Raw genomic sequence first — 12,930 nt, forward strand, 5'->3', positions numbered from 1 at the left:
TTAAAACCGCTTCATATAAGGGTTTATAGGGTATACACCTTATTTAGAGATAGGGCTATTTCCTTTCAATGCCGCCTGTGCTGCTGCCAGTCTTGCAACAGGAACTCTGAATGGTGAGCATGATACATAATCTAAACCGGTATTATGGAAAAACTCTATTGATGCAGGGTCACCGCCGTGCTCTCCGCATACACCTAGGTGCAGGTGGGATTGTGCTTCTTTTCCCAGTTCCACTGCCATTTCAACCATTTTGCCGACACCAGCCTGGTCTATACTCTGGAATGGATCTTGTTCAAGTATGCCAGCGTCTTTGTAATCTTCGAGGAATTTTCCTGCATCATCTCTTGAATAACCAAATGTCATCTGTGTCAGGTCATTTGTACCAAACGAGAAGAAGTCAGCACATTGCGCGATTTCATCTGCAGTTACACATGCCCTCGGAATTTCAATCATTGTTCCTATCAGGTAACTTAAATAGGAATTCATTTCTTTTTTAGTTTCTTCTGCAACTTCTATTATAAGCTTTCTCAGAATTTCAAGCTCTTCTTTTTTCCCTACCAACGGAACCATGATTTCGGGAACTATACTTATGTTTTCTTCTTCAGAAACTTCAATGGCAGCTTCTATTATAGCTCTTGTCTGCATTTTTGCCATTTCAGGGTATGAGATTGCTAGTCTGCATCCTCTGTGCCCCAACATTGGATTGAATTCTTGCAGGCTGTGAATTGTTTCCTTTAATTTTGAAACAGAAACATCCATGTCTTTTGCAAGTTCAACAATATCTTCTTCATCGGTAGGAATAAATTCGTGCAAAGGAGGATCCAATAATCTTATAGTTACAGGTCTGATGCCCATAACTTTAAATATACCTTTGAAGTCATTTTTCTGCATAGGAAGTATTTCCGCCAGAGCTTTTTCTCTTTGGCTGACAGTCTCTGAAATAATCATTTTTCGAACAGAGAATATACGACTTTCTTCGAAAAACATATGCTCTGTTCTGCAAAGGCCAATTCCTTCCGCACCAAATTTAACAGCTGTTTCTGAATCCTTTGGTGTGTCTGAATTTGTTCGGATTCCAAGCTTTCTAAATTCATCAGCCCACTTCATGAGAGCCTCAAAATTTCCAGATATGTTGGCTTCAACAGTCTTTACCTTACCTTTGTATATATTTCCTGTACTTCCGTCAAGAGAAATGAAATCTCCTTCTTGGTAGGTTTCGCCTTTAATTGTCATGATTTTCTTAGCTTCGTCTACATGAGCAGCTTCACAGCCGGCAACACAGCATTTTCCCATTCCTCTTGCAACAACAGCAGCATGGGAAGTCATGCCTCCTCTTGATGTCAATATACCTTTTGCTTTGTTCATGCCTTCTATATCTTCAGGTGATGTTTCTTTTCTGACAAGTATTGCATCTTCACCTTTATTTGCGGCAGCTACTGCATCATCAGCATTGAAGTATATTTTTCCTGTTGCAGCTCCTGGTGATGCAGGAAGCCCTTTTGCAACAGAAGTTAAGCTTTTTAATTCTTCAGGATCAAATTTAGGGTGAAGAAGCTGATCAAGGGATTTTGGATCCACTCGCATAACTGCATCTTTCTTAGTTATGAGGTTTTCTCCGACCATTTCAACTGCAGCTCTCAGAGCAGCATCCGCAGTTCTTTTCCCATTTCTTGTCTGAAGGAAGTAGAGCTTACCTTGTTCTATTGTAAATTCAATGTCCTGCATATCCTTGTAGTGATGTTCGAGGGTTTCTGCAGCATCCATAAATTGCTTAAATATATCAGGCATAACTTCGTTTAATTTATCAATAGACAGAGGAGTTCTTATACCTGCCACAACATCTTCTCCTTGGGCATTGATTAAGAATTCTCCAAACACCTTTTTTTCACCGGTCGAAGGGTTTCTTGTAAATGCAACCCCGGTTCCTGAAGTATCGCCCATATTTCCAAACACCATTGACTGCACATTTACTGCGGTTCCTATATTATGAGGTATATCATAAAGATTTCTGTATGTAATTGCTCTTGGGTTATTCCATGATCTAAACACTGCTTCAATAGCCATAAGAAGCTGTGTTTCGGGTTCTTGAGGAAATTCGGTGCTTTTTTCTTTTATATATACTTTTTTAAACTCTTCTACAATAGTTTTTAAATTTTCGGCAGTAAGTTCTGTATCATACTTGTAGTTGTTCTTTTCTTTGGTTCCATCAAGAATGTTATCAAATTTATGCTTCGATATACCCAATACAACATCACCGAACATTTGTATAAATCTTCTGTAGCTATCGTATGCAAAACGCATATTTCCTGTTTTTTCTGCTAATCCTTCCACCGTTTTATCATTAAGTCCAAGATTCAATATTGTATCCATCATACCAGGCATTGAAATTTTTGCACCGGAACGTACCGATACTAAAAGAGGATTTTCTGCATTTCCAAAACTTTTTTCTGTTTGTTCTTCTAAAGTCTTTAGATTAGATTTGATTTGGCTGACCATATCATCGGTAAGTTTTTTTCCCTGTACATAAAATTCGGTACAGGCTTCTGTTGTAACGGTCAATCCCGGAGGAACCGGCAGACCGATGTTTGTCATTTCACACAGGTTAGCTCCTTTTCCTCCTAATAAGTCTTTTTGTGAAGCACTTCCTTCTTTAAATAAATAAACCCATTTTTTGCTCATGTTTCCCTCCTGAAATTAAAATTCCTGATTTAACCTTTATTATACTTAATACTGCTTTTTTCTTTAAAGTTGCTACCGAATATTATGATATACTAAAAAGAAAAAAATATAATTTATGATATAACATTTTCACTGAAAAGTACAGTGTATTTTCAGCGAAAACAACAAATAATAAAATTTTGACATATTTAATATAACCATATATAATTATTAAATATTAAGAGGTGGAGCGAGGGATGTATATGAAGTATTTAGATAAGATAAATTCGCCGGATGATTTACGCCGGCTTAATATTAATGAATTGAAAATACTCAGCGATGAATTGAGAGAATATATAATAGAAAGCGTATCAAAAACAGGAGGCCATCTTGCATCAAATCTGGGTGTTATTGAATTGACAATTGCTCTTCACTATGCATTAAATACTCCTGATGATAAAATAATATGGGATGTGGGACACCAATCCTATGTACATAAAATACTTACAGGGCGAAAAGCCCAGATGAATACCCTCAGGCAGCTAAATGGCATGAGCGGATTCCCTAAACGTAGTGAAAGCGTATATGATGCATTTGACACAGGGCACAGTAGTACTTCAGTTTCTGCAGCTATAGGGATGGCTAGAGCAAGAGATTTAAAAAATGAGAATTATGAAGTAGTGGCGGTAATAGGAGACGGTGCTCTAACCGGAGGAATGGCTTTTGAAGCATTAAATGACGCTGGAAGAAGCAATACAAAACTTATGATCATATTAAATGATAATGAAATGTCTATTTCACAAAATGTCGGCGGGCTATCACGGTACCTGCAAAGATTAAGAACAGACGAAAGATACCTTTCAACAAAAAAAGATGTTGAAAAGTTGCTGAACGGGTTACCGCTTTGCGGAAAAAAACTTAAACAGTTTCTGAAAAGAGCTAAGGATGGAATTAAGAAGGTGGTTGTTCCGGGGATGCTGTTTGAAGAGTTGGGACTTACCTATATGGGTCCTATCGACGGACACAATATAGATGAGCTTCTTAAATCATTTAAGATTGCTAAAAATATTGAAGGACCTTTAATAATGCATGTTATAACCAAAAAGGGAAAAGGATATAAGTACGCAGAATTGAGGCCAAATGAATTCCACGGTGTTTCTCCGTTTGATGTAGTATCAGGAGATAAATTAAAAAAATCTGGTGTGCCGTCATATTCTAATGTTTTTGGAAACAAGCTTTGCGAAATAGCGCATAAAAATGACAAGGTAGTAGCAATAACAGCTGCTATGACTGACGGTACAGGTTTAACTGGATTTGCAAAAAAATATCCAGATCGCATTTTTGATGCTGGAATTGCTGAACAGCATGCGGTGACAATGGGAGCAGGCCTTTCAGTAAACGGAATAATACCTGTTGTTGCTCTTTATTCTTCGTTTTTGCAGCGAGCATATGATCAAGTGATTCACGATGTTGCATTGCAAAATCTTCATGTTGTTTTTGCTGTTGATAGAGCAGGCTTGGTTGGAAACGACGGAGAAACTCACCAAGGTGTATTTGATGAAGCATTTCTTTGTCAGATTCCTAATATGACGGTTATGGCTCCTGCAGATTACAGAGAGTTTGAAAATATGATTGACTTTGCGGTTAATGAATTTGACGGCCCTATTGTATTGAGGTACCCTCGAGGAAGTTCTAAGAAAAATATTAGTAACAGTGAAACTAAAATTGAAAAGGGTAAGGGAGTTATTGCAGCTTATGGAGAAAATGTTACAATTATTGCTTGTGGCAGAATGGTAGAAACGGCAATTGAAGCAAGAGAGATTTTAAAAGAAAACGAAATAGATGCTGAAGTGCTTAACTTGAGGTTTACAAAACCATTGGATCGCGAGCTGATTATTAACTCTGTAAATAAAACGGAACACGCTGTAATAATAAGTGAAGCTTCACTTTATGGAGCAGCCCTTTTAATCAAAGATATAATACCGAATACTGTAGATGTAAACATAATTGCACTGCCTGACAATTTTATAAAACATGGGTCAGTTGAAGAACTGTTGGCAGAAAATAAGCTTGACCCTCAAAGCATCGCAGATTTTGTTTCGGCACATTTGTCAAGGACTGTCGGAATAAAAAGATAACACTGCAAAAATTTAAAAATATTAAAAAAAGCTTATTTTCATTATCAAAAATAGTCAAAAAATATTATTAGCTATTGATATTTTAAGTTGTATACTTTAATATTATTATATAAACTTGAATAATTGTATGCACATTAAGAAGATTACTATATATAAAAATATTCAAATATCAAAAGAAGAATAAAGGGGATTTGATGATGAATAAAATAGAAATAATTGTTGGTGATAAAAAATATAATGTCAAAACCGATGAAAGTCCCGAATACGTAAAGCAGATAGAAACCGTTATAAATGATCAAATAAATCAGATAGCAAATTCAAATAGAAGATTTAATGAAATGGATAAACTGATATTATCCTCATTTGTTATAGTTGATAAATATATGAAACTTACAACTGAAGCTGAGTCTTACAAAAATGGGATAATTGAAGAAATAGCCATTTTGAAAGAGCAAAGAGAAACTGCTGTCAGAGAAAAAGAAGAAGCAGCAGAAAAATCATCTGAGGCAGTTATTGAAAAGGAAAGATACAAAGAAAAACTGCTGGCAAGAGACAATGATAGGGAGTATTTAAATTCTCAGATATCCAGACTTCAGGATAAAATTAGCGAGCAGGAACAGCAACTTTTAAAAAGTGAGGTTCTAATAAATGAATTAAAAAGCAAAAATGAAGAACTGGAAGAAAATTGCGAAGAGCTTAAGAATGAGCGTGAAAATTTCACAAAAGAGTTGAGCTTTATGAATAATACCAAGAGCAGCTTAAACGGAAGAATATCAAAGTTGCAACTTAAGCTTAACGAGAGAGAACAGGTAGTTTCTCAGCTTGAGAAAACCATCAGAGAATTAAAAAGCTCTAATGAGGATAAAACTCAAAAAATATACAATATTAACGACGAACACCAAAAATTAAGTTTAACTATTGATTCAAAACAAAAAGAAGTGGAGTCGTTAAATAATAAAATAGCTATGCTGCAAAATAAACTCAGTGAAAAAGATGACATAATAAGCGGTAAGGATAAAGTGATTGCAGAGTATAAAGCAAGTGCAGATCTTTTAAAGAATAATTATGACAGCATTAATGATGAAAAGGAAAAATATCTAGAAGAACTGTTGATGATAAATAATGATAAGGAAAATTTAATCAGCAATAATAATGAACTTCAGGAAAAATTAAACAGAAAAGAAACTGAAAATTTTCAGAATCAACTAGAAATTGAAAAGCTTAAAAAAGACAACAAGGAACTTATGGAGCTGCTTGAAGAGGAAACATCTGTTCAGTAGAGCTTTTCGCTAATTTAAAATAAAAAGAACGCTTCAGCGTTCTTTTTTGAAACAGGAGAAAAAATGAAACAAAAAGCAGAGCTTTTGGCACCGGCTGGGAGCATAGAATCCTTCTATGCTGCAGTAAACAGCGGAGCGGATTCAGTGTACCTAGGAGGTAAACTGTTTAACGCAAGATATAATTCGCAAAATTTTGATAATGATGAAATGCAACATATAATTTCATATGCACATAACAAGAACGTCAAGGTATATGTAACGCTGAATATAGTTTTAAAGGATACAGAAATTGGGGATGCGTTAAATTATGCTATGTTTTTGTATGAAAATGATGTAGATGCAGTAATTGTGCAGGATATTGGTCTATTATACCTCATAAGACGGTTCATTCCGGATATTCATGTCAATATCAGTACGCAGGCTGCTGTGTATGACGAATTTGGTATTAAGTTTTTTGAATATTACGATGTCAGCAAGGTTATTTTAGCAAGAGAAATGTCAATGGAACAGCTCAAAGAAGCTGCGTTGGATACTGATAGCGATTTAGAGGTGTTTATACACGGTGCACTTTGCATGTGTTATTCTGGACAATGCTACATGTCGAGCTTTCTTGGAGGAAGAAGCGGGAACAGAGGAAAGTGTGCGCAGCCATGCAGACTGAGCTATAAGTTTTATGATAAGCAAAGAAGTGAAATGATTGAGGATTTTGGAGAAATTCCTTTATTAAGCTTAAAAGATTTTATGGCCGGAGATAGTTTACCTGAGCTTATAGAATCAGGCATAAAAACATTTAAGATAGAAGGAAGAATGAAAGGACCTGAATATACTTCGGCAGTCGTTGAATATTACAGACAAATAATAGACGGTTATTATGAAGGTAGAAATATTGATATAAGCAAAAACAAACAAAGAGCAATTGCAACATTCAGCAGGGGATATACAAATTCATATCTCAAGCCTTCAGGTGATGATGTAATGTTTGCTAAAACAAGCTCCGGCGTAAAGGGAGATAACATTGATGAGATTCAGGAGGAGACGAGAGATAAGGCTCAGGAATTTTCATCATATAGAAGAACAAAGATTAATTTTGAAATATCTCTGAAAATAGGCAGCAAGGCGATATTAAAAGTTAGTGACGGCAAAAATGAGGCTATTTCAGAAAGCAACGAATTGTGCGAAACAAGTCTTAAAAATGCTGCAATTGAAGAAATTATAAGAGATCAGCTAGGTAAGCTGGGCAACTCTATTTACGAGCTTAACAGTGTGGCAATCGATGCTGATGAGAATGTATTTGTACGAAAGAGCACATTAAATCAGCTTAGAAGAGATGCTATTGAATTATTATATAGCAAAGGATCTATATACCATAACAGGATTGAATTGGAGCGCATACCATTAAACATACTATTTGATTATAAACATAAAAACAACGAAGTATTAACAAAACTGAGCCTGAAAATAAATAGTAACGAAGAGATGAAGCTTGTTGATAAAAACAAGGTATACAGAGTATATATCCCTTATGATTTAGATGTGAAGGCAGCGGAAAAAATAGATGTTAAAGAGAAATATTTATACTTACCAAATATTATAAGTAAGGATCAGTATGATATTCTTAGAAAGAATATACCGTTGTATGAAAGTATTTTTGACGGAGTATGCGTTAATAATGCGGGAAGTTTTTATTTTTTCAGTGAAAACAGCAACTTGAAAATACACTGTGGTCAGTTCTTTAATATTATTAATACATTTTCTGTAAAATTATTGGAGGAAAGGGAAGCTGAAGGTTATACATTTTCTGTGGAAGCAAACATTAAAGATATGGAAAGTGTTATAAGAAATAATACTATGAAATCAGAAGTTGCAGCTCATGAATATGTTCAACTTATGGTTATGAAAAATTGCCCTATGTCATTGATGAAGAACTGTAAAAACATGCATGACTGCAATGGTTGTTCCTATAGGAACAGATATGCTTTAAATGACAGGAAAAACGCATTTTTTAATATCGAAAGAAGCCACGGCCTGACATATATATATAATTCTGTTCAGCTATCTATACTAGGAAAGACTAAAGACTTTTTAAATGCAGGCGTTGAGTACTTCATGGTTGATACAAAGTGGCTTGATAAGCCTGAAGAAGTTATTGATGCGCTGTACTGTGAAATAAATAATGTGGATGGTATAAAAATATTAAAAGCAAACAACTTTACTCGCGGGCATTACCTAAAAAATATACTGTAGAAAGTTGTAAGCAATTTGGAACTTTATGAACATTACGAAAGGAATGTACAATGAAGGAAAAAACAAAATCGGTTTTGGAATTTAATAAAATAATTGAGAAGCTCACAGAGTTTGCGGAAACTGTAAATGGAAAAAAATATGTAAAAAAATTGGACGCTTCATCTGATATAGATAGCGTGAAATTTATGCAGAAGCAAACGGCAGAAGCACTTTCAATTATAATAGAAAAAGGGAATCCTCCCATGGGAGGAATTACTGATATAAAAGAATATGTAAAAAGAGGATCGGTTGGCGGAATAATTTCTCTGAGGGGTTTATTGAACTGTGCAGATACCCTTAGAGCAGGCAGATTAATAAAAAATTATGTTATCTTAAATAACAAAGATGACTCATATTATGAAACGCTTGAAAAACTATGTTCTGACATATACGTAAATAAGGAAACAGAGGAACGTATCTATAACGTAATAATAAGCGAAGAAGAAATAGCAGATGATGCCAGCCCTGAACTGAAACGAATAAGAAGAGAAATACAAGTTAAGCAGAATTCCATAAAAAATAAAATAAATCAAATCGTGGGATCATCTGCTATGCAGAAATATCTTCAAGAAACAATTGTTACAATGAGGAATGACAGATATGTAATTCCTGTCAGAAAAGAATATAGAGCTATGGTTAAAGGTATCGTACACGACCAGTCATCAACAGGCTCTACTATTTTTATAGAGCCAATGGCTATTGTAGAAATGACAAATGATATTACTGATTTAAAGGTTAATGAAAAAAAGGAAGTTGAAAGAATTTTACTTGAATTAAGCGGGATGATAGGAGATATTTCATCTGAAATGGTTTCAAACCAAGATATATTAACAGAGTTAGACTTTATATTTGCAAAGGGTAAGTTTGCCATAAGCATAAATGGAATAGAGCCTAAAATTAACGACAGAGGATATATTCGTATTAAAAAGGGAAGACATCCGTTGATTGATCCAAAGGTTGTTGTTCCCATAGATGCTTATTTGGGAGATGAATTCACCACACTTATAATTACAGGACCAAATACAGGTGGAAAAACCGTTTCACTTAAAACACTGGGGCTTTTTACTTTGATGGGAATGGCAGGGCTTCATCTTCCTGCAGAGTACGGCACGGAAATATCTGTTTTTAGCTCGGTGTTTGCAGATATAGGTGACGAGCAAAGCATTGAACAAAGCTTGAGTACATTTTCATCTCATATGACCAACATAGTTAAAATATTGCGCAAAGTGGATGAAAAATCATTCGTTTTGTTTGACGAGTTGGGAGCAGGAACTGACCCAACTGAGGGTGCTGCGCTAGCTACGTCTATTTTGGATACCCTCCTTGACAGAAAAATAGTGACTGCTGCTACGACACACTATAGTGAACTTAAGCTATATGCACTTACAAAAAAAGGTGTTATTAATGCAAGCGTGGAATTTAACGTTGAAACTCTAAGCCCTACATACAAGCTACTAATAGGCGTTCCTGGAAAATCCAATGCATTTGAAATATCTAAGAAGCTGGGATTAGGTAAGGAAATAATAGATAAGGCAAGGGAAACTATAGAAACTGATAAGGTTGAATTTGAAGACGCACTGAGGCAAATTGAGGAAAGACGCATATATATTGAAGAAAAAAAACATGAAATTGACAGGCTGAACGAAGAGAGCCAGAAAAAACATTCAAGCTTCATTTCTAAAGAGAGGAAATCTCTTGAGAAGAGCGAAAAAATGATAAACGATGCAAATTATGAAGCAAGAAGAATTGTTGAAAATGCTAAGAAAGAAGCATCAGAAATTATTAAAGAGCTCAGGAAAATGAATGTGGATATGGATAAGGACAAGGTACGGCGCATTAACGATCTGAGGCAGAGCCTGAATGAAAAGACAAAGGAACTAAATGAAAATCAATATACGGAACAAATTTTCAATGATGATAATTATGACGAAAATTCGGAACTATCAAATGGAGATGCTGTCCTGGTGAAAAATCTTAATCAGAAGGGACACATTATTTCAGATGTTGACAGTTCTCAAAATGTAATGGTTCAAGTTGGAATTATGAAAATGAAGGTTAAGAAAGCTGATTTAGTTAAAATTAAATCTGATGAAGAGGAGAAGCAGAAAACAAGAACATCAAGAATGATTAAGTTGAAAACATCTTCTATTAACCCCGTTGTTGACTTGAGGGGACTTAATCTTGAGGAAGCACTTCTCGAACTGGATAAATACTTGGATGATGCTTTCATGTCAAATTTAAACGAGGTTCAGGTTATTCACGGCAAAGGAATGGGAATATTGCGAGAAGGAGTAACACAATTTTTGAAAAAACACAAGCATGTTAAGTCATCCAGGCTGGGCACATTCAACGAGGGCGGAGACGGCGTAACAATTGTAACATTTAAATAGTAAATTAAACTCCTCATTTTGATGATTATTATTAAAATGAGGAGTTTAATGAGTGCCTGAAAGCAAAAATACGGAATTGTTGTATAAATTACATTTGTTACATTAGAAAAGAATTTAAAAATCAGGGTTTTAACAGTTTGTTGATTAATTTTAGCCTAATGTATAAGAAAGCTTGAAAGCGCAATGGATATTAACTTATCTTCAACCGAGTCAGACCGTGATGTCATAACTAAGGGGATTGTCGTACCAATTATCACTGAACCAACTCGCTTGTTAGCAAAATAAGTTATTGCTTTATGCAATACATTTCCCATTCGAATATCAGAAACTAAGAGTATATCTGCATTTCCTGCAACTTCACCTTTGATTCCTTTATGCATTGCTGATTCTAAAGAAATTGCATTATCAAGAGCAAAGGGACCGTCTACAATACAACCATTTATTTGGCCACGTTCATTCATCTTGCTTAGTATTGCTGCATCCATAGTTTCAGGCATTGCCGGATTGACAGTTTCTAAAGCCGTTAAAACTGCAACCTTTGGGCATTTTAATCCCATTTTCTTTGCCAAGTAGACTGCATTTTGAAGTATTTCTTTTTTAGCATTGAGGTCCGGTGAAATATTCATTGCACAATCGGTTATAAAATTCAGCCCGGTTCCATGAATATTATCTGTTACAGTTATTTGAGACACTAATTTATCTGAACGAAGTCCCTTTTCTTTGTCTAAAACAGCTTTCATAAAAGTTGATGTTGGCAACAATCCTTTCATAGGCATATCAGCCATACCTTTTTTAACTAATTCCACAGTCTTTGCAGCACATAGAGTATCATTATCGGCATCAATTATTTCTACATGTTTGAGATCGTATTTGCCTTCTTCGATCATATTTGTAATTGTTTCTTTATTTCCAATAAAAATGAAATTTGCTAAATTTTTTCTTATTGCAATATCAGTAACTTGCAGTATATCTTTGTCAGTTGCTTGTGCAACTGCTATAGTTTTTTTTGGACGATTGGAAACTACGTATAGTGCATCATCTAATGATTTAATCATATAAAATCTCCTCCAGTATCTTTTTGTTTTTATTCATAATGTTGAATTGACCATTTACCCTGAATTGCTAACATAGCACCTTCGGCAAGAGATTCAATTTCATTTTCTCCCGGGAATAAGTGTATGGGTGCAATAAAGCCACACCATTTAGAAATTTCATCTATTATATACTCTGAGTAAGCTAATCCTCCTGTAAAGGCAATGGCATCTACTTCACCTTTAAGTGTAATTGCAGCAGCCCCGATACTTTTTGCTATTTGATAAATCATAGCATCATATACTTCTTTTGTGCTTTCATCTCCATTAGCTATCAATTTTTCGATATCTCTACATTCCGTAGTTCCTAATAATTGATATAGTCCGCCTTTACCATTAACCATTTTGTACAACTGCTCATAAGTATATTTGCCTGAATACGCATATTTTAGGACCTCGCCGGCAGGCAATGTTCCTGCTCTTTCAGGAGCCATAGGGCCATCACCATCCAAGCCATTATTGACATCTTCAACCTTGCCCTTATGATGAGCAGCTATGGACATGCCTCCTCCCATATGCACTATAATTGCATTCAAGTCATTGTAGCTTTTATTAAGTTCATTTGCTACTTTTCTACCTACAGATTTTTGGTTCAAAGCTTGGTAGAAACTTTTGCGATAAACATCCTTCCATCCTGTATATCGAGATTGAGGTATGAATTCGTCAATACAAGGTGCATCGACGGTTAATGCGGATATATTTAATTTGTTAGCTAAATCTAAAGCAATTGCACAACCTACACCACAGGGATGGTTTCCATAAAGCCTGCTTTTTGCATCATTTACCATGGACTCGTTAATCTTGTAAGTGCCGCTGTTCATTGCTTTTACCGGTGCTCCTCTGGATACTATGTAGTCAAAGTCTGACAGATTGTAATTACACTTAAATACAAAGTCAGTGATAACCTTTTTCCTAAAATCATATTGGTCCCAAATATCGTTTATTGCACGAAATACAGCATCCTTATCATGACGTAAAGTATCTTGGTGAAGGCATTCCATATTTTTATAAATTGCAACTTTTGTTGATGTGCTGCCAAGATTCATAATCAATAACAAATTATTCATAGATATGTTTTAGCTCCCTTCAA

The 12,930-nt window shown here is 35.1% G+C and carries 7 protein-coding genes; 4 read left to right on the top strand and 3 right to left on the bottom strand.

Annotated elements, in window-relative coordinates; translation table 11 throughout:
- Positions 1 to 39: 39 nt before the first annotated feature.
- Positions 40 to 2,679 (bottom strand): pyruvate, phosphate dikinase, encoded by a 2,640-nt coding sequence (ppdK, locus tag ACS3UD_RS03535; protein WP_308137760.1) that lies wholly within the window; start codon positions 2,677 to 2,679, stop codon positions 40 to 42.
- A gap of 242 nt (positions 2,680 to 2,921) precedes the next feature.
- Between ppdK and dxs the strand changes: the two genes are divergently transcribed.
- From dxs to ACS3UD_RS03555, 4 genes are all read left to right on the top strand, one after another.
- Positions 2,922 to 4,796 (top strand): 1-deoxy-D-xylulose-5-phosphate synthase, encoded by a 1,875-nt coding sequence (gene dxs / locus ACS3UD_RS03540; protein ID WP_308137759.1) that lies wholly within the window; start codon positions 2,922 to 2,924, stop codon positions 4,794 to 4,796.
- Positions 4,797 to 4,990: 194 nt separating this feature from the next.
- Positions 4,991 to 6,076, top strand: coding sequence for a cell division protein ZapA (gene zapA / locus ACS3UD_RS03545; RefSeq protein ID WP_308137758.1), 1,086 nt, complete (start codon positions 4,991 to 4,993; stop codon positions 6,074 to 6,076).
- A gap of 63 nt (positions 6,077 to 6,139) precedes the next feature.
- Entirely contained in the window at positions 6,140 to 8,320 is a 2,181-nt protein-coding gene (locus tag ACS3UD_RS03550; RefSeq protein ID WP_308137757.1) for a U32 family peptidase, read from the top strand.
- 50 nt (positions 8,321 to 8,370) lie between these two features.
- Positions 8,371 to 10,749 (top strand): endonuclease MutS2, encoded by a 2,379-nt coding sequence (locus ACS3UD_RS03555; protein WP_308137756.1) that lies wholly within the window; start codon positions 8,371 to 8,373, stop codon positions 10,747 to 10,749.
- Between the two features lie 155 nt (positions 10,750 to 10,904).
- Here ACS3UD_RS03555 and ACS3UD_RS03560 read toward each other — a convergent pair whose 3' ends face one another.
- Positions 10,905 to 11,804 (bottom strand): bifunctional enoyl-CoA hydratase/phosphate acetyltransferase, encoded by a 900-nt coding sequence (locus tag ACS3UD_RS03560; protein WP_308137755.1) that lies wholly within the window; start codon positions 11,802 to 11,804, stop codon positions 10,905 to 10,907.
- A gap of 29 nt (positions 11,805 to 11,833) precedes the next feature.
- Positions 11,834 to 12,907, bottom strand: a complete 1,074-nt coding sequence (gene buk / locus ACS3UD_RS03565; protein WP_308137754.1) for a butyrate kinase — start codon at positions 12,905 to 12,907, stop codon at positions 11,834 to 11,836.
- Positions 12,908 to 12,930: the final 23 nt, after the last annotated feature.

The organism is Sedimentibacter sp. LTW-03 (genome assembly GCF_052059825.1).
GTDB lineage: Bacteria > Bacillota > Clostridia > Tissierellales > Sedimentibacteraceae > Sedimentibacter.

Coding starts and splice junctions, on each gene's coding strand:
- ppdK (WP_308137760.1), bottom strand. CDS start 2,679: ATGAGCAAAAAATGGGTTTATTTATTTAAAGAAGGAAGTGCTTCACAA.
- dxs (WP_308137759.1), top strand. CDS start 2,922: ATGAAGTATTTAGATAAGATAAATTCGCCGGATGATTTACGCCGGCTT.
- zapA (WP_308137758.1), top strand. CDS start 4,991: ATGATGAATAAAATAGAAATAATTGTTGGTGATAAAAAATATAATGTC.
- ACS3UD_RS03550 (WP_308137757.1), top strand. CDS start 6,140: ATGAAACAAAAAGCAGAGCTTTTGGCACCGGCTGGGAGCATAGAATCC.
- ACS3UD_RS03555 (WP_308137756.1), top strand. CDS start 8,371: ATGAAGGAAAAAACAAAATCGGTTTTGGAATTTAATAAAATAATTGAG.
- ACS3UD_RS03560 (WP_308137755.1), bottom strand. CDS start 11,804: ATGATTAAATCATTAGATGATGCACTATACGTAGTTTCCAATCGTCCA.
- buk (WP_308137754.1), bottom strand. CDS start 12,907: ATGAATAATTTGTTATTGATTATGAATCTTGGCAGCACATCAACAAAA.